Here is a 24,278-nt window from a genome sequence, read left to right as displayed (position 1 = left end):
CTTACGCCTCCTTCTTGGTCGAAGCAACAGAGCTGACAGCCACGGGCGCAGCACCGCCCGCGACATCAAAGCGAGCGACATCCGCGTTGCTCGCGCGGCCGGTCACGATGTCAAACGCCAACTCCTCGGCCTGCGCATGCGTCTTGCCCACGGCCTCGGCCGCAGCGACAATCGCCAGCACGCGCTCGTACTCGGTCGGAATGACCTTCACAAAGTGCTTGCTCATCGAGTCGAAGCTGTAGAGCAGCTTAATGCCGCGCGGGCTCTGCGTCGCGTCCACGTGCTCCTGGATAAGCGCGCGAATCTGCGCCAGCTCGACAGCCGTCGGGGCCTTGAGCTCCACGCTCTCGTGGTTCACACGGGCTTCGAGCGTGCCGTACTGGTCAAAGACATAGGCCACGCCACCCGTCATACCGGCGGCGAAGTTCTGCCCGACCTCGCCCAAGATGAGCGCCAGGCCGCCCGTCATGTACTCGCAGCCATGGTTGCCGCAGCCCTCGACCACCACAGTGGCACCGGAGTTACGCACGCCAAAGCGCTGGCCTGCCAGGCCGTTAATAAAGCCGCGGCCGCTCGTGGCACCAAAGAACGCCACGTTGCCCACGATGATGTTCTCGTCGAACTTGTAGGTCGCATGCGAGTTGGGGCGCACCGACACCTCGCCGCCCGATAGGCCCTTGCCAAAGTAGTCGTTGGCGTCGCCGCACACGTTGAGCGTAATGCCACGCGGCAGAAAGGCGCCAAAGCTCTGACCGGCCGAACCATCGCAATCGATGGTGATGGAGCCGGCGGGCAGGCCCTCGGGATGCGCCTTGGTCACCGCATTGCCCAGGATGGTGCCCACGCAGCGGTTGACGTTGGCGATATCGGCGCGGAACCGAATCGGGCGCAGGTGCGCACGGGCATCGGCCGTATAGGGCACAAACAACGTGGAGTCGAGCGTCTTGTCGAGCTCGCTGTCCGCAGCCATCTGCGGCAGGAAGTGGCGACCGTCGGCGCCCGGGATATGGGCACCGAACTCGCAGGTCGCGCTCGCCAGCACGGGCGACAGATCAAGCAGGTTGGCCTTGCGGTTGCCCGGTACCTCGATCTGGCGCAGGCACTCGGGATGGCCGACCATCTCGTCGACGGTGCGGAAGCCCAGGCTCGCCATGACCTCACGCAGCTGCTCGGCAACAAAGAGCATAAAGTGCTCAACGTGCTCGGGCTTGCCGCGGAAGCCGCGACGCAGGCGACAGTTTTGCGTGGCGATGCCGGCCGGGCAGGTGTCCTGCTGGCAGTCGCGCTGCATGAGGCAGCCCATGGAGATGAGCGGCATGGTCGCAAAGCCAAACTCCTCGGCGCCCAGCAGGCAGGCGACGGCAACATCGGTGCCGTCCATGAGCTTGCCGTCGGCCTCGAGCACCACGCGGGAGCGCAGGCCGTTTTGCAGCAACGTCTGCTGAGCCTCGGCAAGGCCGAGCTCCAGCGGCAGGCCGGCGTGCCAAATGGAATCGCGCGCCGCGGCACCCGAGCCGCCATTGTGGCCGCTGATCAAGATCTTGTCGGCGGCACCCTTGGCCACACCGGTGGCGATGGTGCCGACGCCGGCCTCGCTGACCAGCTTGACCGACACGCGCGCGCCGGGGTTGGCGTTCTTAAGATCAAAGATCAGCTCTGCCAGGTCCTCGATGGAGTAGATGTCGTGGTGCGGCGGAGGCGAGATCAGGCCGATGCCGGGCGTGGACTGACGGACCTCGGCGATCCAGGGGTAGACCTTCTTACCGGGCAGGTGGCCACCCTCGCCGGGCTTGGCGCCCTGGGCCATCTTGATCTGAATCTCGAAGGCGCTGCACAGGTAGCGGCTCGTTACGCCAAAGCGCGCACTTGCCACCTGCTTGATAGCGGAGTTCTTGGAGTCACCGTTAGCCAGCGGGGTCTCGCGACGCGGATCCTCGCCGCCCTCGCCCGAGTTAGAGCGTCCGTGCAGGCGGTTCATGGCGATGGCCATGCACTCGTGCGCCTCTTTGCTGATAGAACCGTACGACATGGCACCGGTGTTAAAGCGGCGGACGATGTTGCGCGCGGGCTCCACCTCGTCGAGCGAAACCGGCGTGCGGCCGTTGGCATTAAAGTCGAGCAAGTCACGCAGGCGCACGGCACGGCCGGTGCGGTGCAGGCGGGCGCTGTACTCCTTAAAGGTGTCGTAGCTGTCCTCACGACAGGCGGTCTGCAGCAAGTAGACAGTCTGCGGATCGATGAGGTGATCCTCGCCGCCGAGCGGGCGCCACTTGGTCAGACCCAGCGTGGGCAGCTGATCGGGAGCCGGGCTCTTAAGGATAGCGAGCGCGGCGTCGTAGCGCTCGTTTTGCTCGCGCTCAACGTCCTCGACACCCATACCGCCCACACGGCTCACCGTGCCGGCGAAGTACGCGTTGACGAACTCCGACGTAAAGCCCACGGCCTCGAAAATCTGCGCCGAATGGTAGCTCTGCACCGTGGAGATGCCCATCTTGGACATGATGGAAACGATGCCGGCGGTCGCAGCCTTATTGTAGTTGGCGATGCCCTGCTCGGCTGTCACGTCCAGATCGCCGTGCGCCGCCAGGTCGCGAATGCACGCATGCGCGTTGTACGGATAGATGCCGCTCGCGGAGTAGCCCACCAGCGCCGCAAAGTCGTGCGGAGACACGGCGTCGCCACACTCCACCACGATGTCGGCAAAGGTACGCACGCCGGCGCGGATCAGGTGGTTGTGCACGCAGCCCACGGCGAGCAGTGACGGCACGGGTACCTCGTCCGCTCCGGCGCGATCGCTCAACACCACGATGTTCACGCCGTCGCGGACCGCAGCCTCAACGTCCTCTGCAAGCTGCTTGAGCGCAGCCTGCAGCGCGCCCTCGCCGGCATCGCGGCGGTAAACGGCACGGAAACGGCGGGTCTTAAAGCCAACACGGTCAATCGCGCAAATGCGGTCGAACTCCTCCTCGCTCAGCAGCGGGCGCTCCAGACGCACCAGTTGGCAGGCCGTACGAGAGTCCTCGAGCAGGTTGCCGTGGTTGCCCAGGTAGAGCGTGGTCGAGGTGACCATATGCTCGCGCAGGGCGTCGATCGGCGGGTTTGTGACCTGGGCGAACAGTTGATAGAAGTAGTCAAAGAACGAGCGTGTCTTCTTGGACAGGCAGGCCAGCGGCGCATCGATACCCATCGAGGCGAGCGGGGCCTTGCCCTGCTGGGCCATGGGGCGCACGACCTCGTCAACATCATCCCAGTGGTAGCCGAGCTTGGCCATACGCACGGCGGCAGGCACCTCGGCATCCTCGGCGGGCGTTGCCGCGGCGGGCTTGTCGAGCGCGTCAACGGTCAGCGTCTCCTCGGCAATCCAATCGCGGTAGGGCTTTTCCTTGGCATAGCGGGCGCGCAGCTCGTCATTGTAGATCACACGGCCGCGGGCAAAATCGACCTCGAGCATCTGGCCCGGTCCCAAACAACCGCTTGTCAGGATATTCTCGGGGCGCACCTCGATGGTGCCCACCTCGCTTGCCAGCATAAAGCGGCCGTCGCGCGTCACGTAGTAGCGAGCCGGGCGCAGGCCGTTGCGGTCGAGGGCGGCACCCAGCGTACGGCCGTCGGTAAAGGCGATGGCCGCCGGGCCGTCCCAGGGCTCCATGAGCATGGACTGGTAGGCATCGTAGGCGCGGCGCTCCTCGCTCAGGTTGTCGTTGTGGTCCCACGGCTCGGGCAGCAACATGGACGCGGCACGCGTGAGCGGACGGCCGTTCATGACCAAAAACTCGAGTACATTATCCAGAATCGCGGAGTCGGAACCCTCGCGGTTGATGATGGGCATCACACGCTCAAGATCATGCTGCAGCACGGGGCTGTACAGGTTAGGTTCGCGGGCGCGAATCCAGTTGACGTTGCCCTTGAGGGTGTTGATCTCGCCGTTGTGGATAATAAAGCGGTTGGGATGTGCGCGCTCCCAGCTAGGCGTGGTATTGGTGGAGTAGCGCGAGTGGACGAGCGCCACGGCCGTCTTGACGGCGGCGTCGTTGAGATCGATAAAGAAGCGGCGCATCTGCGTGGCGACCAGCATGCCCTTGTACACGATGGTACGCGAGCTCATGGAGCACACATAGAAGATCTTGTCGCGCAGGGCAAACTCGGCGTCGGCCTTCTTTTCGATGGTACGGCGGCACACGTACAGGCGACGCTCAAAGGCATCGCCGGCGGGCGTGTCGTCCGGACGGCCCAGGAAGGTCTGCAGGATGGTGGGCATGCAGGCGCGGGCCGTCTCGCCCAGATCGTGAGGGTCGACCGGCACCTCGCGCCAAAAGAGCAGCGGCACGCCGGCCTCGGCACAGCCTTCCTCAAACACGCGGCGGGCATCCTCTACGCCCTTGTCGTCTTGCGGGAAGAACAGCATGGCCACGCCATAGTCGCCCTCTGCCGGCAGAATCTGGCCGCACTTTTGAGCCTCTTTGCGGAAAAAGTGATGCGGAACCTGGAACAGGATACCGGCGCCGTCGCCGGTATTCTTCTCGAGTCCCGTGCCACCGCGGTGCTCCAGGTTGACCAGAATGGACAGCGCATCGTCCAGAATCTGGTGGTGGCGCTCACCGTTGATATCGGCAAGAGCGCCGATGCCACATGCATCGTGGTCGAATTCGGGGCGATAAAGGCCCTGCTGCTGAGCGGAATCTGCCTGCATCGCGATCCTCCCCTAGATATTTAGACAGTCAGTTGAATAGGCATACTAGAAGCATCGCCGGCCCATTGTGTTTCCCGCCCGTTTCGAAACAATTGCGTAACGCACGCCCTACGAGTGGACACCGCCGACCTCAAGGGCAACAACAAGGACCCCAGGTTCGGCCTGTAAGCTAACCGCTTCAAACATCTCAATCTGTAACAGGAAGACCCAATTTCGACGACTAACTGTTACAGATTGAGATGTTCTCGAGAGGCGGTTCCGAATGTCTCAATCTGTAACACGAGGGGCCGGTTTTGGCGGTCAGCTGTTACGGATCGAGATTTTCCATAGGACCATTTCTTCCTGTCTCGATCTGTAACACCTAGGCCCAATTTCCATCCCTAGTTGTTACAGATCAAGACATTTCGGCAACCCCCTTTTACCACCCTATTCAAATACAACAATTTTGTTAGTCATGGTCAAATTTTGAGCCTAAAACGGGTATCCTTTGCGGCGTCAAACAAACGGCACGCAGGAGTGCACCATGATCGACCATCTCAAACATCACTTTGGCTCCCCGCGCACCGGCGGCCACGGCGGACTCGACATCGCACGGCATATCGGCCCCGGGCTGCTCGTGACCGTCGGCTTTATCGACCCGGGCAATTGGGCCTCCAATATGGCTGCCGGCTCGCAGTTTGGCTACGCGCTGCTGTGGATCGTCACGCTGTCCACGATCATGCTCATCGTGCTGCAACACAACGCGGCTCACTTGGGCATCGCCACGGGCATGTGTCTTGCCGAGGCCACGACGCGCCACCTGCCCCGCCTCGTCGGGCGTGCGATACTCGGCAGCGCGTATCTAGCCACGGTCGCCACCGCCATGGCCGAAGTCCTGGGCGGCGCGATTGCACTTCAAATGCTCTTTGGCCTGCCCGTACGTGCCGGCTGCATCATCGTGGCGGCGGCATCGATTGCCATGCTCATGACGAGCTCCTACAAACGCGCCGAACGCTGGATCATCGCCTTCGTGGGCGTGGTGGGACTTTCGTTTTTAGTCGAGCTTCTGCTGGTCAAGGTCGACTGGCCGCAAGCCGCCACAAGCTGGATCACGCCCAGTATGCCCACCGGCTCAGTCGCGATTATCGTAAGTGTCCTAGGCGCGGTCGTTATGCCCCACAACCTCTTCCTGCACTCCGAGGTCATCCAATCCATGCACTTTGAAGGCCAAGGCGAGCAGGTTATCGAAGAACGCCTGCACTACGAGCTCTTCGACACGCTCTTTTCGATGGGTGTGGGCTGGGCAATCAACTCGGCCATGGTCATCCTGGCCGCAACGACCTTCTTTGCGCACGGCATTGTCGTAGACGACCTCGCCGTCGCAGCGGCCACGCTCTCCCCCATTCTGGGCCCGGCAAGCTCGACCATCTTTGCGGTGGCACTGCTGTTTGCGGGCATATCGAGTAGCGTGACGGCGGGCATGGCGGCGGGCACCATCACCGCGGGCATATTCGACGAAGAATACGACATCCACGACCGACATTCCTCGATCGGAGTGGCGGCCTGTTTCGTCGGCGCAGTGGCGGCGTGCCTGATCGTCCCGAATCCTTTTGAGGGTCTCATTTGGAGTCAGGCACTGTTGTCGCTTCAGCTGCCGATTACGGTCTTTGTGCTCATACGACTCACCAGCTCGCCCCGCGTCATGGGCAAATACGCCAACTCGCGCCCGCTCAACGCGTTGCTCGTAGGGATCGGCGTCATCGTGACGATTCTCGACATCGTGCTGCTAACGGGGATGTAATGGGATGGCGTGACTGTCCAGATATAACGTCTCAATCTGTAACACGTGAACCCGTTTTGAGCCCTTAGATGTTACAGATTGAGATTTTCTGAGAGATAGTTTCAGTTTGTCTCGATCTATAACAAGTGGACCCAATTTCCGCGCCCAGATGTTACAGATCGAGATATTTCTTCAGCCCCAACCTTTTGTCTCGATCTGTAACAAGTAGAGGGGGTTTACGTGCCTAAATGTTATAGATTGAGATTTTGAGAATGATGGTTTTGGTTTGTCTCGTTCTGTAACAGGAAGACCCGTTTTGAGCCGTTAGATGTTGCAGGTTAAGACAAAAGGTCGGCCGGACTCACAACAGACAGGATCGGCTAATAGCAGCCGTGATCCCTTGGGGACGGAGGAAAAGGGCCCCGGCCGGGATATCCGACCGGGGCCCTTGGACAGAGCTATATGTTGCTGCAAGTCGTGTGTCTACGAGCTACTCCTCGACGAGCTCAAACTGATCGGGACCGACGCCACACACCGGGCACACGTAATCCTCGGGCAGCTCGGGCGTGTCGACCTCTACCTCGTAACCGCAAACGGTGCACACGAACTTGTACGTCTTCTTTTCCTCGGCCATGATGTTCTCCTCTCGAACGTGGCTGCTGGTGTACTTTGCTTATTAGTATACATTCTTAATAATATAATGCAAGCGGTTTTACCGCATTTCTACCCTTGGTACGAAGACGCCTTGGGCGGCGTCTTGCCCTTCAGGACCTTATGGTAGTAATCGTAGGTGAGCGGCGTCTCGTCGCTCAGGCGCTCGGCATCCTCGACCTCGCCGATAAACAGTAGATGCGTGCCCACATCCACTGTGTCGATCAAACGGCAGCTAAACAAGGCCGCCGCATGCTCGGGAACATAGGGCATGCCCAGTGCGGTCTCGCGCGTCTCGTACTTGGCAAATTTGTCATAGTTGCTGCTGGTACGGAATCCAAAGTTACCAATGTAGGGCATATCGGCCGTCTGATCGATCACGGTCAGCGCAAAGGCCTTGGCAGACGAGATAACGCCAGACGTGACATTTTCCTTGTTCACGGCAACCGAAATGCGCGGCGGCGTGGACGTCACCTGCACCGCGGTGTTGATAATGCAGCCGGCGCGCGACCCATCTGCCGCGGCACTCACCACATACAGCCCGCACGGCATCGTAAAGAACGCAGTTTTATCCAAAACGATCACTCCCCTAACTCGGAATTGAGCCTTGCAGACGTATATACCCACAATGAGACATATGTGTCAGAACGGTAAGAAAAATGAGCCACACGCAGTTGCGGTGAAAAAGTCCCTGTTTAAGCCTGGATACCCAACAAACAGGAACTATTCCACCGCAACTTGCGAGGAGCAGACCGGGAGTACGACAACAGTGATGGATGAACATCCCCGCCCGCCCGGATATCAACCCTTAGCGATTACGCTCCTTAAGCGCGCGATCGATTTCGCGCTGAACGTCACGTTTGGCCATGTCCTCGCGTTTGTCGTAGAGCTTTTTGCCACGGCCCAGGCCCAACAGCAGCTTAACGCGACCATCGGTATTAAAGTAGAGCTCGAGCGGCACCAGTGCATAGCCGCGGTTGCGTAGTTTGCCGTCAAGAAAATCAATCTCCTTGCGATGCAGCAGCAGACGGCGCCGGCGATCGGGATCACGGTTCCACACACCACCGTGACTATAGGGATGGATGTGCAAACCCACCAGCCAGCACTCGCCGCCGCGAATCAGCGCAAAAGTATCGGTAATCTGACAGGCGCGCTCGCGAATCGACTTGACCTCGGTACCGCTCAGCTCAATGCCGCATTCGAATGTCTCGTCGATAAAGTATTCGTGATGCGCCGAACGATTCTTGGAGATGAGCTTGCGCTCGCGCTTACTGGGCATCGCCGGCCTCCTCGGCGTCATCGGCTTTCCCGCTCGCGGCCTCGCGTTTGGCCTTGCGCTCGGCGTTGAGCTCGGCATCGCTTTCGCGCACCAGCTTAATGATCGCCGCGCATGCCTCCTCGCCCACCAGGTCGCGGGCACGGACCGTCAGGCGTGTAGCCTCCTGCTTGTCACCGTCGCCCGCAGCGTCGGTCGCACACATAATCAGACAAATGGCAATCTCGGCCGAAGGCGAGGTCGGTACGCCCTGCAACGCCAGCTCGCCCATCACATGCTCATCACTCTCGTCGGCGGCATCCGGATAGGTGGCATGGATCTTGCTGAGCAAGCGCGTCGTATGTGAATCGCCAGGGGCCAAGCGCAGCGCCAGACGTGCGCAACCCACGGCCGCCGAGACGTTCTCGGTCTCGGGCTCCAAAAAGTACTGGCCCAAGTTGGCGTAGGCGCGGGCGGCGCACCTGCCGTCACTCGCACGCTCCAGCACCGAAAACGAAAGCGAAGCCCACTCCTGCTTGTCCTCGAGCGCACGGAACAGCTCGGCCAGATCCAGTCGGTAGTTGCAGTTCATGGGGTCCCAGCGCACGGCCTGCATCAAGGCATTGCGGGCGCTCACATAATCCTGCTGACGGATGTAGGCAAACGCCATGTCGGAGTACAGGCGATCAAACGGCACCTCGACCTGCACCAGCTCGCGTGGATCCTTTTCCACGCGGCGGTAGGCCAGGCGCTCAAACTTGCTATCGAAGCTAAAGTACTGGCGGCTCTCCTCCGTTTTACACTCGGCATCGATATACTCCTCGGCGAGCTCCACCAAACGCTCCAGCAGCGGCGTCGCCGTGGCCAGGTCTCCCTGCGCCAGGTAATTCTCGGCATACGTAATGTCTTGTAGGCTGATGGGCAGGTCCATGGCAACTCCTCGGTCCAGGTGAAACGCGGCTCATTCCACACATGCGGTGTATACACAAAACCCGGGTCTCTTGCGAGGCCCGGGCATTCAATTTGTGGTAGCCCGTACCAGATTCGAACTGGTGATCTCCGCCTTGAGAGGGCGGCGTCCTAAACCGCTAGACGAACGGGCCATATGTAGCAAATGCAATGGCTGGGATGGAGGGAGTCGAACCCCCATTGACGGAACCAGAATCCGCTGTCCTGCCATTAGACGACATCCCAATGACTGCATCGCTGCGCTCGGCTGTGCCTTTGCGCAAGAAAGAAATATACGGGAAGTCGCTCCGTGACGCAAGCCCCAATTTTGACTTTTTTAAAATTCGGTCAAATTGGCCTAATTTCGTCCAACCCGTGAAGGACCTGTGATGCCGACCGCTGTACGCGAAGGGCAAAACGCCGCGAGCGGTAGTCCTCAACCGTTGGCAGATACTAACGCGAAAACGATAGCACCAGGCAACACAATCGAAGTATCTTTTGATCATGCGGACGTCATGGCATGCGGCGCTCCCCGACCTCAAGCGCATCCAGGCAAGCCTCGTCGAGCTGTCCGGCATGCCGACCGTCATATCCGAGACGAACCGGGAGCGGCGGCAGCGCGAGCGCCTGCAGCGGCAACGAATTTCGTTTATCTGCCCCGGCATTCAGGCATACCTGCCCTTTATGGACGAAGAGTACTGGAGCGACACGCCCGACAAGCACGTAAAGATCTACGACCCACACGAATGGGCGCAGCTGAAGGACTGACTGGGGCAGGCCCGCCCTGGAGTAGGCCCGCCGGAAGAAAGCGCATCCCAGATTTCAAGCTCAAACTGGTCCCCACTTTCCCGTCGAGCCCTCAACCGGAAACCGTGTCCCAGAATCAGCGCTCGAAACGGGACGTCATGTCCGATAGAGCCCTCAACCGGAAAGCACATCCCAGAATCAGCACTCAAAATGGGACGCACTTTCCGAAGTCGCTACAGCAACGCCTCGGTCCAAGCCGCTTCCCTAAAGCCGGGGATCGCAAAGCCGTCGCCCACCAGCAGCGGGCGCTTAACCAGCATGCCGTCAGTCGCCAGCAGCTCGCAGCATTCCTGGTCCGTCATACCCGCATCCAGGCGCGCTTTCAGACCAAGCTCTCGATATTTCATGCCCGACGAGTTAAAGAAGCGTCGCACCGGCAGCCCCGAACGAGCAATCCAGGTCGCAAGTTCCTCAGCCGAAGGATTGTCTGTAACAATATCGCGATCGACGTACTCAACCCCATGCTCGTCCAACCAGGCCTTGGCCTTTTTACACGTCGAGCATTTGGGGTATTCAACAAACAGCACTGCCATGGGGATTCCCTTCTTAGAAAAGACAAGTGTCTGGCAAACAGCGCATCGATGGCCATCTGCGACCAATGCCGATATTGTAACCAGCGCCGACGTACAGGCGGTCGCGATTTTCCATCTTGAGATTAGCGCCTCGCATGGGCGCCAATGGGACAGGTCGCGCGCTGAACCAGCGCGGCGGCCAACAGCACCAACAGCATGGCGACAACGTAACCCGCGGCATCGAAGCCCAGGTCGATCATGTCGAAATGACGACCAGGAACAAAGATCTTGTGCACTTGGTCACCGACAGAGCAGACGGCGCAAAAGAGCAGAGCGAGTACGTACCGGAATCGCGCGCATGGCAGGCACTCGCCCAGGCATGCCACTGTCGCCGAAGCAAACAGTCCTACAAAGAAGAACTCAACGGTATGTGCGACGCGACGAATGTTGGCACCCATCCACAGACGAACGGGCGCAAGCGGGTCGGGATGAACAGTGGCAGTCGTTGAATCCGTGCCCTCGACGGCATCCCCCGCCTGGAACTCCTGCGTGGCGTCGGGCCGCACGTCCGCGGCCCGTCCTTCCACCGCACGCGCGGTGGACTCGCTGAGCGACGACGTCTGCTCCACGTTTTGCTCCGTCAGCATCCAAATACTTGCCAGCGTCACGACCAGCAGGACAATCGAAATCCATCCGACCATGTGCTTCACACGCGCCAAGGGCTAACCTCCGTCATTTTTTGAGCAGCAGCGAGTGTACCCCCAAATGCAGTTGTCGCCGTAGCAAAATCCAAAATGTTCGAATCGGGGCGCCAAAGGACCGTGGCGCCCCTACTCCATCTCGCGCATCCAGCGATCGAACGTCCCCACGCACACGCCTAGCCGCTTTGCCGCCTGACTCCGCGTGATATCACCCGCCTCGTAGGCATCGCGTACCAGCTCGAATTGCGGGGGACAGGGCTTGCGGGGCCGGCCAAAGCGCACGCCGCGCGCTCGCGCCGCCGCAATGCCCTCGGCTTGGCGCCGGTGGATGTTCTCGCGCTCCACCTGCGCCACATAGCTCAGCAGCTGCAAAACAATATCGGCAATCAACGTACTCGTCACGTCCGACCCACCACAGTCTCTGGCGCGCGTGTCGAGCAATGGCATGTCCAGCACCACGATGGCGGCGCCGAGCTCTTTGGTTATGCACCGCCATTCCTCGAGGATCTCGCTGTAGTTACGGCCCAGCCGATCAATGGAAAGTACCACCAGCACATCGCCGGAATCCAACGCGCACAGCAGCTCGCGATACCGCGGTCGATCGAAGTCCTTGCCACTCGCATGGTCGGCAAAGATATTCGCCGGTTCCACGCCATAGGCGCCCAGCGCATCCAGCTGCCGATTCAGATTTTGATCACGCGAGCTCACCCGCGCATACCCGTACACCGTTGTCATCTCATCCCCGCTCTCTCGTAAACCTCCCAAAAAGGGACAGGTTTATTTTGGTAGGTTTTATCTCCCCTATAGCAGGCGGAAGACGCAAGCGCGCGAGCGGCAAGACGATTGAACCGCCACGAAAAAGGCAGCCCCAAAAGACCGCCCCGTTCTCTATCAATCACCAAATTCCGGCTAATGAATAAGCCTGAAATCCAAGTGCCCGCGGGTCGTGTTGACGCGCGAGACCTCGATGATCACGCGTTGCCCCAACTCAAAACGGCGCCCCGTGTCGGCACCCGTCAACGTGAGCGCGTCCTCGTCAAACTCGAACCACTCGCTTCCCAAGCTCTTAATCGAGACCAAGCCCTCGACCTGTGTCAGGTCGAGGCGCACAAAGAGGCCCATGCTGCTGACCCACGAAATGGTTCCGGCATAGCGCTCGCCCAGACGATCCTCGTAATACTGGGCGATCTTGATCTTTTGCGTCGCATGGCTGGCGGCGTCGGCCGCACGCTCGGCATCGCTGCATGCACGGCAAATCTGCGGCAAGATGCGCGGCAGCGACTCGCGACCCCTGCCGATCAGCCGCGGCGTGCGCGCCAAGGCATCCTTGCCGCCCAGCTGCTCATACGCCAGTTGCAATTTGAGCACGCGATGGACAACAAGGTCCGGATAGCGTCGGATAGGGCTCGTAAAGTGGCAGTAGCACGGCGCGGCGAGCGCAAAGTGGCCCTCGTTGCGCGGCTTGTACAGTGCGCGCTGCATACTGCGCAATAGCAACGTGTTGACAAGCGGGGCATTTGCCGTGCCAGCGGCAGCGTCAACCGCCGCCTGCAGATCATCGGGACTTCCCAGGGCAATGCCGGCCGCGCGGCGATCGTCAATGATACCCAGCTGAGCCAGCGCCACAGCGGCCCCGTGCAAGCTGTCGGGGCTGGGATCCTCATGCACGCGATAGCATGCCTCAATATCGCGGTCTGCCAGCCACTCGGCAACGCACTCGTTGGCAAGCAGCATAGCTTCCTCGATGAGCGACGTGGCACACGAGCGCTCGCGGGCCACGATCTGCACGGGAATGCCGTCCTCGTCCAGCAAAGCGCGAATCTCCGCCGTGTCAAAGTCGACCGAGCCGCGCGCACGGCGAATGCGACGGCGTCGCTCGGCAAGCTCGTTGGCAGCGACTAGAAAATCGCTCAGATCCACGTCGTAGTCGCGGGCAGTCTCTTCGCAAGTCAAACCGCGCTCAAGCGCCTCCTCGCGCGACGCCTCGGCTGCAGCAACATCCTCGGCAGCACCTTCCAACACGGAGTACTCCACCGCACCGGCACGCACCAGCAATGCCTCGGCACCGTCATAGTCCATGCGCACGCGCGAGCGAATCACACTGGGATACGGATCGTAGTGGCGGACGTGCCCCTGCGCATCGAGCTCGATGTCGACGGTAAACGCCAGGCGATCCTCGTCGGGGCGCAAGGAACACAGGTCATTCGACAGGCGCTCGGGCAACATGGGGAGCACGCGATCGGCAAGGTACACCGACGTCGTGCGATGGCGAGCCTCTAGGTCGATGTGTCCGTCCCAGGCCACATAATGCGATACATCGGCGATATGGACACCCAGCTTGTAGCCGCCCTGCGTCGTGCGCTCCAACGAGATGGCGTCGTCAAAGTCGCGCGCGTCGACCGGATCGATCGTGATGATAAAACGGTCGCGCAGATCACGGCGAAGTGGGTCCTTAAGAGCTGTCGCCACGTCGAGCGATAGCTCCTCGGCCTCGGCAAGGGCGGTCTCGGGATAACTATCGGTATAGCCGTAACGAGCCATGACATATTGAACGCCCAAGTCGGGTGCATCGTCGCCGCCAATGCGGCGCTCAAGAGTCACGGTGCCCGATTCCAAGCGTGTCGGATAGGTCAAGATGCGTGCGACGACTGCATCGCCCGGATGCACGCCCAAACGCTCCGCCGAAGTATCCTCGGGCAAAATAAAGAAATCGGCCTTGAGACGCGAATCAAGCGGCTCGATCACACCGAGCGGGCCTGCCGTCTGATACGTGCCCACCACGCTTATGGCCGCGCGCTCGACAACGCCCTCGATCACGGCACGGCGATCGCCGCGCGGTCCGGTCTTAATGCTCACGGCCACGATGTCGCCGTCCATAATCTCGCGCTTGCCGCGACCCATAACCTTATAGTCGCCATTATCGGTGACAACATAGGCGCTATGCTCATGGAGCTGCACGCGGCCCGTCAGGCTGGGACGCCGCTCGCTACGCACCGGCGCGCGCTTGTTGCGAGCGCTACGCTTATGTTTGTTATTGCGCCCCATGGCGCCTCCTTACTATCTGTTGCGGGGCCCGCAGGCGCAACCGCATCATGTCAAAACACCGTGCAGGCCTAAACCGCACGCATCAAAGAGTCTACCCAATCAACAACAGGGCACGCACCTCGCGTCATGATCCCTATGTGACGGAGAAAATCGAATTATCGAGACAAGCCGAACTGCCGGTGAGTCCTTTTCCTCCGTCGCACGGGATCAAAAAACGGGCCGCCCCAGAGCGGGACGGCCCGTTAGCAATACTAATTCCAGCTGTGTCTACACGCGCAGGTAGCGACGCATGGCAATGGCGGAACCAAAGAGACCGATGATCACGCCGACCAGGATCAGTGCGGCATACGTCACCAGGTAGTATTGCATCGGCAGCGCAAACGACATCCAGCCAATGCTCTCCTGAAGACGCGGAACCAACAGGTTGCGAAGCAGCTCCAAAACACCGATGGAAAGCAGCGAGCCCAAAACGGCCTGCAGCACGCCCTCGGTGATAAACGGACCGCGAATAAAGCCATTGCTGGCGCCCACCAGGCGCATGATAGCAATCTCGCGGCGGCGAGCCGTAATCGACAGGCGAATCGTGTTGTTGATAAAGATGAACGCGATAAACGTCAGCAAACCAACAAGCACAACGGCAGCGATGCGGATGTAGTTCGTCACCTGGAACAGGCGGCTCACTTCCTCCTGACCGTACAGAACGCTCGCATCGACGTCACCGTCATCCGCGATCTTCTGGAAATCGGAGTTCTTCTTGAGCTTCTTGGCCGTGCTCTCGACCTGGGACGGATCGTCCATCTCGATCGCGAACGAAGCAGGCAGCGGATTCTGGCCGTCAAGTGCGCTCAGAGTGGCGTCGGCGTTACCCGACATCTTGCTCGTGTACTCGGCCAGCGCGTCGTCCTTGTCCTTATAGGTCACGGACTTAACGTTGTTCCACGTCTTGAGCTCACTCTCGAAAGCCTGGACGTCGGCCTGGTCGGCGTCATCGCTAATAAACGCGTTGATAACAACCTGGTCCTCAACGGTGCCGATCACGGAGTTCAGCATCGCGGAACCCATGATGAACAGGCCGATGATAAACAGCGAAAGAAAAATCGTGATGACGGCGCCGAGCGAGGTGGTCCAGTTACGGAAGAAGTGGCTCATTGCCTCTTTGAGCGAATAGCCCACGTTAGTTGGTGCCATAGTTGCCGTAACCTCCCCTCTCCTGGTCGCGGATTACGTGGCCGCCCTCGAGGGCGATCACGCGACGATGCATACTATCGACCATCTCGCGATCGTGGGTAGCCACGATCACGGTCGTGCCGGTGCGGTTAATGCGCTCGAGCAGCTTCATGATGCCGAGCGAAATTGCCGGGTCGAGGTTGCCCGTTGGCTCGTCGCAAATCAGCAGCGGCGGACGGTTGACCATGGCGCGGGCGACGGCCACGCGCTGTTGCTCGCCGCCGGAAAGCTGATCGGGCAGCGAGTCCATCTGATCGGCCAAGCCGACCAGACGCAGTACCTCGGGCACCTGGCTGCGAATGACGCCCTTGGGCTTGCCTATGCACTGCAGGGCAAACGCCACGTTTTCATAGGCGGTCTTTTGCGGCAGAAGCTTAAAGTCCTGGAACACGGCGCCAATCTGGCGGCGCAGGAAGGGAACCTTGCGGTTCTTGATTTTCATGAGATCCTGACCGGCGACCAAAATGCGACCGCTCGTAGGCCTGACATCACGGTTGAGCGTGGAAAGCAGCGTGGTCTTACCCGATCCGGAATGACCGACCAAGAAGACGAACTCACCCGGATAGATCTCGATGTTGATGTCGTCGAGTGCGGGCTTGTTGGGCTGTGCCGGGTAGATCTTGGTGACATGCTCCATCAGAATGACGGGCTCGACACCGGCCTGCTTGGCCATCTTCTTGCGACTTGCCTGCGGATCGATAGGCGCGAACACCGACGTAAAATCGGGGTTGTTGAGCGCATTGTCAAGACTTGCGACCTCGGCAGCCTGATCATTCTCGACCATGGGCGCAGCGGGCTGCGTAGGATCGGGAATGCCGGCAAAGAGGCCGGACTGCGCCGGCTGCGGCGCGGGCGTAGCAGGAACCATGGGATCGGGAATGCCCGCCATGGTCGGCTGAGGCTCGGCTGACGTCTGAGGCTGGTTCACGCGAGCAGTCACCTTTTGGACGGGCTCAAAGCCCGCAGCGGCAGAAAGCTCGGCATCGCTGGTGGGATTGTAGGCAAAGGGATCGGATGCCGGCCGTGCCTGATCTGCCGGCTGTGCGGGGGCCTGGGCAATATGCTGGCCCTCTGAATCCGGAGTGGCGAAACGTGTGCCCGGGACACCTTGCCGTGTCTTGGGGGCCTCATCGCCCGCACCGGAGGTACGGAAGTGGTTACCCACTGGTGCTCCTTATCATCGTGCGTTTAAACTACATGAGCGCTTTGTATTTTAGCAGCATTAGCTTCGCTGCACATAAGAAGCATGGCAGGGTTTTGGTCTCACCGGCCGCGCACAGGGCTACCTCCCAAATCGTCCTCGGATATGTCGGAGTCCCCGCTGCGCGCTTCGCGCTGCGGGGACTCCTCCGTCCTGCGGAAAGATTTGGGAGGTAGCCCTGTGCGCGGCCTGCGGCTACTAAGGAGTCGCCGCGTTTTTCTTGGGGTGCTGCGTATACAAAGTTGGAAGGGCTGAGTTGCACTTTGCTGGCCTGGGCCCGCTTCCCGGAGGAAGCCCTTGCTTGGTGCGGGCCCGATTTGTTTGTTGCCGAAAAAACAGGGGCGCCCTCTTTGGGGGCGCCCCTGTTCTGGCTTGCATACGGTTGCTGAAGCGATACTTTGCCTCGTCTTGCCCTAGGCCAAGAACTCCTTGGTGGTTGCCACGATGTTGGCGGCATCCAGGCCGTACTTGTGCAGGAGCTCGGCGCCCGGGCCGGACTCGCCAAAGGTGTCGTTGACGCCAATCTTCTTGAGCGGCGTCGGGCACTGCTCGCAGAGCACGTCGGCAACGGCGCTGCCCAGGCCACCGATCACGGAGTGCTCCTCGACGGTCACGACGTGGCCGGTCTTGGCGGCGCTCTTGACGATCAGATCGGCGTCGATGGGCTTAATGGTGTGCATGTTGATGACCTCGGCGTCGATGCCCTCGGCAGCGAGCTGCTCGGCAGCCTCGAGAGCCTCGCCAACCATCAGGCCGCAGGCGATGATGGTCACATCGGCGCCCTCACGCATGACGATGCCGCGGCCCGGCTCGAACTTGTAGGTCTCGGGGTCGTTGATGACCGGCGAGGCCAAACGGGCAAAGCGCATGTACACGGGGCCGTCGCACTCGTAGGCGGCGCGGACCACGGCGCGGGCCTCCACGTCGTCGGCCGGGACAATCACGGTCATGCCAGGGATAACACGCATAAGGGCGATATCCTCGCAGCACTGGTGCGTGGCACCGTCCTCGCCCACCGAAATACCGGCGTGCGTGGCGCCGATCTTGACGTTGAGGTGCGGATAGCCGATGGAGTTACGGACCTGCTCAAAAGCGCGGCCGGCGGCAAACATGGCAAAGGTGCTCGCGAAGGCAGTACGACCGGTGGTCGCGATACCGGCGGCGACACCCATCAGGTTGCTCTCGGCAATGCCCACGTCAAAGAAGCGGTCGGGGCAGGCGGCCTTAAACTTACCGGTCTGCGTGGCGGCAGCCAGGTCGGCGTCGAGGACCACAAAGTCGTCGTGCTCGGCAGCGAGCTCAACGAGGGCCTCGCCGTAGCTTACACGCGTGGCGATTTTCTTGACGTCTGCCATCCTAGAGCTCCTCTCCGGCGGCCGTGAGCTCTGCCATGGCCTGCTCAAACTGTTCATCGTTGGGGGCCTTGCCGTGCCAACCAACCTGGTTCTCCATAAAGGAAACGCCCTTGCCCTTCATGGTCTCGGCGATAATGGCGGTAGGCTGACCCTTGGTGGCGCGAGCCTCGGCAAAGGCGGCGCGAATCTGACCGAAGTCGTTGCCGTCGGCGAGCTCCACCACGTGGAACTTAAAGGCGCGGAACTTGTCGGCGAGCGGCATGGGATCGTTGACCTCCTCGACGGGACCGTCAATCTGCAGGCCGTTGTGGTCAACGATCACGCAGAGGTTGTCGAGCTGCTGATTGCCGGCAAACATGGCGGCCTCCCAGACCTGGCCCTCCTCGCTCTCGCCGTCGCCCAGCAGGGCGTACGTGCGGTAAGTATCGCCCCAGTGCTTGGCGGCGACGGCCATGCCCACGGCGGCGGAGATGCCCTGGCCCAGCGAGCCGGTGGACATGTCGACGCCCGGGGTGTCGTTCATGTTGGGGTGGCCCTGCAGGTGGCTGCCGATATGGCGCAGCGTCTCGAGGTCCTCCTTGGGGAAGAATCCGCGCTCGGCGAGCACGGCGTACAGACCCGGAGCGCAATGGCCCTTGGAGAGCACAAAGCGGTCGCGGTCGGCCTTGCGAGGATCGGCCGGGTCGACATTCATTTCCTCAAAGTACAGATAAGTCATGATGTCGGCAGAGCCGAGCGAACCGCCCGGATGGCCGGACTTGGCAGCGTGCACGCCGGTGACGATGCCCTTCCTTACCTCGTTGGCAACCTTTTTGAGCTCTTCGTCGCTCATTGTGCCTTCCTTTCATCCTCTTTAGACAAGATGCGCACGGCGCAGAAGGTAATCCCAACCCAGCCGCAATGCACGTGCGCCATTCATTATGCTGGAAACTGAAGGCTTTACCAGAGTTTTTATCATTATTTGAATAATTTAGCTGGCAGACCCGCTGATGAATCGGTTTATCAATGTGAACGTCTTTTGGATGGAGCGCAGTCTACCCTACGCGTTAATGTCCTTGAACCCCTCACCGAAGGCTTCCGTAACGTCGGCGACCGTCACGATAGCTTGAGGATCGCGCTCGCGCACGATGGTCTTGAGTGTATTGAGCTCGCGGCGGCTAACGATCACCATAATCACCGGCTTCTCAGCGCCCGAATACATGCCGGTCGCCTTAAATTTAGTGCAGCCGCGACCCAGGCCATACATGATATCGGCCGCGATATCGGGGAAATTCTCCGAGATGATGAGCACCATACGGCGCTTGTTGCCGCCATCGACCACAGCGTCGATCACATAGCCGCTAATTACCATCGAAAGCCCTGCATACAGCGCGTTCTCCAGAGAGAAGACGGGGGCCGATGCCGCGCATACGGCGACATCGATCGCCATGACGGTCGAACCCACCGGCAGCGAGGTATTACGCGAGATAATCTGGCCGATGGTGTCGGAGCCGCCGGTGTTGGCGCCGGCGCGTAACACCATGCCGTAACCAATGCCCGTGATAATGCCGCCCCACATAGCGGGAAGCATCAGGTCCGCATCTGCCAGAGGCGCTACAAACGGGGCAAACAGGTCGGTAAAGAAGCCCAGTAGCACAAAGCCTGTCGCCGTCTGTACCACATAGAACATGCCGCCCTCGCGCATTACGACCAGCAACAGCAAGGCATTCATCACGATGGTTTGGATACCGACGGGCAGCGACACGCCCCGCGCGGCACCGACCGCCTGGATAATAGTCGCAAGGCCCGTAACGCCACCGGCGGCAAGACCGTTGGGAATCAAAAACAGGTCGGTCGCGATGGCCGCCAAAGCGCACCCAAGCATGATCTGGGGCAGATCGTGGAAGAAGTTCATTGAAAGAATGCGCTTGATATCCAGACGATATGCCATGCTACCTCCCTCAAAAAAGCGCACCCCCTTGGGTGCGCTTTGAACTTCTTACCGTGTTCGATTCTACCGATTCGCCGAGCAAAAGCCACCCCGCGGCGGGTTTGCTCTGGATATAAAACCGCCCTGGTCAGAGTTTAGTGTCGGTCCGAGACTCACCCGGGGCTTAAGCGGACGGAGACTCCGCATCAGCATTGCCGGTAGCCCAGCGATGGTAGCCGATCACAAACGGATCCAAGTCGCCATCGTCGAGAACGGCGTCGACGTTGCTGGTCTCCACGCCCGAGCGCAGGTCCTTGACCATCTGATACGGATAGAGCACGTAGCTGCGGATCTGGTTGCCAAAGCCAATCGTGGTCTTGGGACCGCGGATCTCGTCGAGCGCCTCGGCGCGCTTCTCGAGCTCAATCTCGTACAGGCGGGCCTTGAGAATCTGCATACACGCGGCCTTGTTCTGAATCTGGCTGCGCTCATTTTGGCAGGTCACTACAATGCCGCTGGGAAAATGCGTCACGCGCACGGCGGAGTCGGTAGTGTTGACGCCCTGGCCGCCCGGGCCGCTTGCGTGGTACACGTCGACGCGGATATCGTCGGGGTTGATCTCGATATCGATATCGTCGGGCAGCACCGGAATGACCTCGACGCCGGCAAACGTAGTCTGTCGACGCTTCTTGTCATCGGTGGGGCTAATGCGCACCAAACGGTGAACGCCGGTCTCGGCACGAAGCATACCGAAGGCATCCTTGCCCTCAACGGTAAAGGTCGCGCGATCAATGCCAATGACCTCGGCAGCGGGGCAATCGTTGATGGTGACCTTCCAGCCGCGGCGCTGGCAGTACTTCATGTACATCTTAAAGAGCATGAAGGTCCAGTCCTGCGCCTCCAAGCCGCCCTGTCCGGGCTTGATGGTCACAATCGCGTCACCGTGATCGAACTCGCCGGTAAACCAGCTCGAAAGTTCGAGCTCATCGATGGCGCGCGACAGACGATCAGCCGTGGCGGCAGCCTCCTCACGCAGTGCAGCGGCATCGGGGTCATCGCCCATTTCCTCGGCAAGTTCCAGCGCCGCGCGGGCATCGGAGAGCTCGCCGCGCGCGGTATCCACGGCGGCGATATCCTCCTTGGCGCGCGCAATCTCTTCCATCGTGGCGCGAGCGGCATCGGCGTCGTCCCAAAAGCCGGGAGCGACGCTCTTGGCCTCAAGCTCGGTCACGTGGGTGCGCTTCTCGTCCAAATGAAGATACGACTCAACCTCGCCGAGCCGGTCCGCAAACGCGTCCAGCTCGGCGGGCGTTACCTCTAAAGCCTCGGCCATTAACGATTCCTGCCGTGGCAGTACTTGAACTTCTTGCCGCTGCCGCAAGGGCACGGTTCGTTGCGACCCACGTTGACATACGGGTCGTCGCTCTCGGACTTGCGGTAGGTGGTCACCTTAGCGCCGTTGTTGACAGCTGCCGGTCCACCCTGGACGGCCGTGCGAGCCTGTGCCCGTGCCTCCTTGCGCAGGACCGAGTTGCCGTTGTCGCCATCGACGTCGGCGGGGCCGGAGAAGCGCGCACCCTCGAGCGCGGGGTCCTCCTTGCGCTCCACAGCCTGCGGGGCGGCCTTGATCTCGATGCGCAGGACGGTGCGCAGGTAATCCTCGTACATGGTGTCAACGAGCATCTGGAAGGCACCATAGGCCTCAGTCTTGTACTCGACCAGCGGGTCGCGCTGACCAAAGCCGCGCAGGCCGATACCGGTCTTGAGGTAGTCCATCTCCTGCAGGTAGTTCATCCAGCGGGTATCGATGACGCGCAGCATGACCTGGGTGTTGAGCTCGCGCATGAGGTCCTCGCCCAGGCGCTCGGCCTTCATGTTGTAGCACTTCTCGACGTAGGCTAGGACATCGGCAGCAAGGGCCTCGTAATCCTCGTCGGGGAACTTGGGCGTATCGATATGGCCGGTCAGCTCCACGACCCACTTGCGCAGGCCATCGAGGTCACGCTCGCCGTCGTGGCTGTCCTTAGTGCAAAACTCCTGCACGCAGCGGTACACGGTGTCGTGCATGACCTCGGTGATGTGGTCGGTCAGGTCCTTACCGTCCAGAATCTTGTTGCGCTCGGCGTAGATAACCTGGCGCTGTTTGTTCATCACGTCGTCGTACTCAAGAACGCTCTTGCGCATGGAGAAGTTGATGCTCTCGACCTTGTGCTGGGCGCTCTCGACGGCCTTGGAGATGATCTTGTGCTGGATGGGCATGTCGTCGCCCATTTCTGCCGTGACCATCATCTTGGAGACGCGGTCCATCTTGTCGCCACCGAACAGGCGCATCAGATCGTCCTCGAGCGACAGGTAGAACTGGGTCTCGCCCGGATCGCCCTGACGGCCAGAACGGCCACGCAGCTGGTTGTCGATACGGCGGGACTCATGGCGTTCGGTGCCGATGACGGTCAGACCGCCGGCGGCAAGCACGCGCTCGCGCTCGGCCTTGCAGGTCTCCTTGGCCTCGGCGTTAAACTGCTCGAGCTGCTCGGGCGTCACGTCCTCCATGGTCAGGCCCTCGTACTCAAGGCGCTCGCGCACCAGCTCGTCGGGGTTGCCGCCCAGCAGGATGTCGGTACCACGACCGGCCATGTTAGTAGCGATGGTCACGGCGCCGTAGCGTCCGGCCTGGGCAACGATATGAGCCTCGCGCTCGTGGTGCTTAGCGTTGAGGACCTCGTGCGCGATGCCGCGCTTGGTAAGGGCGGCCGACAGCTTCTCGGAGCTTTCGATGGAGACGGTGCCCACCAGGACCGGCTGGCCCTTGGCGTGACGCTGCTCGACATCATTGGCAACGGCGTTGTACTTGGCCTGGATGGTGCGGTAGACCAGGTCCTCGTGATCGACACGCTGCACGGGCTTGTTGGAGGGAATGACCTCGACGGGCAGCTTGTAGATCTCGCGGAACTCGGCGTCCTCGGTAAGCGCCGTACCGGTCATGCCGGAAAGCTTGTCATACAGACGGAAGTAATTCTGCAGGGTGATGGTGGCAAGGGTCTGGTTCTCCTCGCGCACGAGCACGCCCTCTTTGGCCTCGATAGCCTGGTGCAAGCCCTCGGAGTAGCGACGGCCCTCCATGATGCGGCCGGTGAACTCATCGACAATCTTGACCTCGCCGTTGGTAACGACGTACTGCTTGTCGCGGTGGAACATGTATTGGGCCTTCAACGCCTGCTGCAGGTGGTTGACCAGCTGGCCCGAAAGGTCGGCGTAGATGTCCTCGATACCCAGGCGGCGCTCGATCTTCTTGAGGCCGCGCTCGGTGGCGGCAATGGTGTGCTTGGCCTCGTCCATGACGTAGTCGCCCGTGGGCTCCACGTCCTCGGTGGCGGTGAGCATGTCGTGCGACACGTCCTCGCCGCGCTCCAGCCCGCGCACGGCGCGCGCGAAGTCCTTGTAAGTGCTGGCCGACTTGGTGCCGGCGCCCGAGATGATCAGCGGGGTCCTGGCCTCGTCGATCAGGATGGAGTCGACCTCGTCGACGATGGCATAGCTGTGGCCGCGCTGGACGCGCTGCTCGGGGCGGGTGACCATGTTGTCGCGCAGGTAGTCAAAGCCAAACTCGGAGTTGGTGCCGTAGGTGACATCGGCCTGGTAGGCCGGGCGCTTAAGCTCGAGCGGCATGTTGTTCTGCAGCAGGCCGACGGTCATGCCCAAATACTTGTAGATGCGGCCCATCCACTCGGAGTCGCGCTTTGCCAGGTAGTCGTTGACGGTAACGACATGCACGCCCTTGCCGGCGATGGCGTTAAGATAGCCGGCCAGGGTGGAGACGAGCGTCTTGCCTTCGCCGGTCTTCATCTCGGCGATATGACCCTCGTGCAGCGCCATGGCGCCGATGAGCTGTACGTCAAAGTGACGCATGCCCGTGATGCGCTTTGAAGCCTCGCGCACGGTGGCAAAGGCCTCGGGGAGCATGTCGTCAAGCGACTCGCCGTTAGCATAACGCTCGCGGAACTTATCGGTCTGGCCGCGAAGCTCCTCCTCGGTCATCTTCTCAAACTGAGGCTCAAGCCCGTTGATCTGGTCAACGATCTTGTAGTAGCGCTTAAGGTCCTTATCGGATCCAAAGGACAGCAGCTTTGACATGAATCCCATGTGGTTTTCCTTTTTTTGGCCATCGCCCGTAGCGCACTGCACTGGGCGAGTTAAACACAGATAGTTGTACTTTAGCCA

At 60.7% G+C, this 24,278-nt stretch carries 18 protein-coding genes and 2 tRNA genes; 2 read left to right on the top strand and 18 right to left on the bottom strand.

Features of this window, described 5'->3' with window-relative positions; genetic code table 11:
* Position 1 precedes the first annotated feature (1 nt).
* On the bottom strand, positions 2 to 4,690 hold the full coding sequence (gene gltB / locus ACTQ48_RS01085; RefSeq protein ID WP_441569896.1) for a glutamate synthase large subunit: 4,689 nt from the start codon (positions 4,688 to 4,690) through the stop codon (positions 2 to 4).
* Positions 4,691 to 5,213: 523 nt separating this feature from the next.
* On the opposite strand from gltB, the gene ACTQ48_RS01080 reads away from it, so the two are divergent.
* Positions 5,214 to 6,470, top strand: coding sequence for an Nramp family divalent metal transporter (locus ACTQ48_RS01080; protein ID WP_441569895.1), 1,257 nt, complete (start codon positions 5,214 to 5,216; stop codon positions 6,468 to 6,470).
* Positions 6,471 to 6,939: 469 nt separating this feature from the next.
* Here ACTQ48_RS01080 and ACTQ48_RS01075 read toward each other — a convergent pair whose 3' ends face one another.
* The 6 genes from ACTQ48_RS01075 to ACTQ48_RS01050 form a co-directional block, all read right to left on the bottom strand.
* Positions 6,940 to 7,083, bottom strand: a complete 144-nt coding sequence (locus ACTQ48_RS01075) for a rubredoxin-like domain-containing protein (RefSeq protein ID WP_035137395.1) — start codon at positions 7,081 to 7,083, stop codon at positions 6,940 to 6,942.
* Between the two features lie 89 nt (positions 7,084 to 7,172).
* On the bottom strand, positions 7,173 to 7,676 hold the full coding sequence (locus ACTQ48_RS01070; protein ID WP_427717758.1) for a flavin reductase family protein: 504 nt from the start codon (positions 7,674 to 7,676) through the stop codon (positions 7,173 to 7,175).
* 232 nt (positions 7,677 to 7,908) lie between these two features.
* Positions 7,909 to 8,379 carry an SsrA-binding protein SmpB gene (gene smpB, locus ACTQ48_RS01065; RefSeq protein WP_006235325.1) on the bottom strand — a complete coding sequence of 157 codons (471 nt, stop codon included), beginning with the start codon at positions 8,377 to 8,379 and terminating at the stop codon, positions 7,909 to 7,911.
* Entirely contained in the window at positions 8,369 to 9,286 is a 918-nt protein-coding gene (locus tag ACTQ48_RS01060; protein WP_441569894.1) for a hypothetical protein, read from the bottom strand. Before ACTQ48_RS01060 ends, smpB begins: the two co-directional genes overlap by 11 nt.
* 95 nt (positions 9,287 to 9,381) lie before the next feature.
* A tRNA-Glu gene (locus ACTQ48_RS01055) sits at positions 9,382 to 9,458 on the bottom strand.
* Between the two features lie 17 nt (positions 9,459 to 9,475).
* Positions 9,476 to 9,549, bottom strand: a tRNA-Gln gene (locus tag ACTQ48_RS01050).
* A gap of 258 nt (positions 9,550 to 9,807) precedes the next feature.
* Between ACTQ48_RS01050 and ACTQ48_RS01045 the strand changes: the two genes are divergently transcribed.
* Positions 9,808 to 10,071 carry a hypothetical protein gene (locus ACTQ48_RS01045; protein ID WP_441569893.1) on the top strand — a complete coding sequence of 88 codons (264 nt, stop codon included), beginning with the start codon at positions 9,808 to 9,810 and terminating at the stop codon, positions 10,069 to 10,071.
* A gap of 212 nt (positions 10,072 to 10,283) precedes the next feature.
* Here the strand turns inward: ACTQ48_RS01045 and ACTQ48_RS01040 are convergent, their stop codons facing one another.
* The 11 genes from ACTQ48_RS01040 to secA all read right to left on the bottom strand — a co-directional run bounded on the left by ACTQ48_RS01040 (position 10,284) and on the right by secA (position 24,200).
* Positions 10,284 to 10,649: an arsenate reductase family protein gene (locus ACTQ48_RS01040; protein ID WP_441560095.1), complete on the bottom strand. Its 366-nt coding sequence runs from the start codon at positions 10,647 to 10,649 to the stop codon at positions 10,284 to 10,286.
* A 116-nt stretch (positions 10,650 to 10,765) separates the two neighbouring features.
* Positions 10,766 to 11,332 (bottom strand): VanZ family protein, encoded by a 567-nt coding sequence (locus tag ACTQ48_RS01035; RefSeq protein WP_441063542.1) that lies wholly within the window; start codon positions 11,330 to 11,332, stop codon positions 10,766 to 10,768.
* 120 nt (positions 11,333 to 11,452) lie between these two features.
* The gene (locus ACTQ48_RS01030) at positions 11,453 to 12,058 is read right to left on the bottom strand and encodes a recombinase family protein (RefSeq protein ID WP_427717749.1); all 606 of its coding nucleotides are present in this window, start codon (positions 12,056 to 12,058) and stop codon (positions 11,453 to 11,455) included.
* 174 nt (positions 12,059 to 12,232) lie between these two features.
* Positions 12,233 to 14,368: a ribonuclease R family protein gene (locus ACTQ48_RS01025; protein ID WP_441569892.1), complete on the bottom strand. Its 2,136-nt coding sequence runs from the start codon at positions 14,366 to 14,368 to the stop codon at positions 12,233 to 12,235.
* 267 nt (positions 14,369 to 14,635) lie between these two features.
* Positions 14,636 to 15,556 carry a permease-like cell division protein FtsX gene (ftsX, locus tag ACTQ48_RS01020; protein WP_154515997.1) on the bottom strand — a complete coding sequence of 307 codons (921 nt, stop codon included), beginning with the start codon at positions 15,554 to 15,556 and terminating at the stop codon, positions 14,636 to 14,638.
* Entirely contained in the window at positions 15,543 to 16,760 is a 1,218-nt protein-coding gene (gene ftsE / locus ACTQ48_RS01015; protein WP_441054830.1) for a cell division ATP-binding protein FtsE, read from the bottom strand. Before ftsE ends, ftsX begins: the two co-directional genes overlap by 14 nt.
* Before the next feature lie 449 nt (positions 16,761 to 17,209).
* A complete protein-coding gene (locus ACTQ48_RS01010) occupies positions 17,210 to 18,151 on the bottom strand; it encodes a transketolase family protein (RefSeq protein ID WP_441014998.1) in 942 nt (313 codons plus the stop codon).
* A 1-nt stretch (position 18,152) separates the two neighbouring features.
* Positions 18,153 to 18,983 (bottom strand): transketolase, encoded by an 831-nt coding sequence (locus ACTQ48_RS01005; protein WP_154516003.1) that lies wholly within the window; start codon positions 18,981 to 18,983, stop codon positions 18,153 to 18,155.
* Between the two features lie 207 nt (positions 18,984 to 19,190).
* Positions 19,191 to 20,081 (bottom strand): YitT family protein, encoded by an 891-nt coding sequence (locus ACTQ48_RS01000; RefSeq protein ID WP_427717738.1) that lies wholly within the window; start codon positions 20,079 to 20,081, stop codon positions 19,191 to 19,193.
* 163 nt (positions 20,082 to 20,244) lie between these two features.
* Entirely contained in the window at positions 20,245 to 21,393 is a 1,149-nt protein-coding gene (gene prfB, locus ACTQ48_RS00995; protein WP_441569891.1) for a peptide chain release factor 2, read from the bottom strand.
* On the bottom strand, positions 21,393 to 24,200 hold the full coding sequence (secA, locus tag ACTQ48_RS00990) for a preprotein translocase subunit SecA (RefSeq protein WP_154516012.1): 2,808 nt from the start codon (positions 24,198 to 24,200) through the stop codon (positions 21,393 to 21,395). Before secA ends, prfB begins: the two co-directional genes overlap by 1 nt.
* Between the last annotated feature and the right edge of the window lie 78 nt (positions 24,201 to 24,278).

The organism is Collinsella sp. Sow4_E3 (assembly GCF_052116285.1).
Taxonomy (GTDB): Bacteria; Actinomycetota; Coriobacteriia; order Coriobacteriales; family Coriobacteriaceae; genus Collinsella.
Note: the sequence above shows the minus strand (reverse complement) of the source record. Positions and strands in the feature narration are given on the sequence as shown.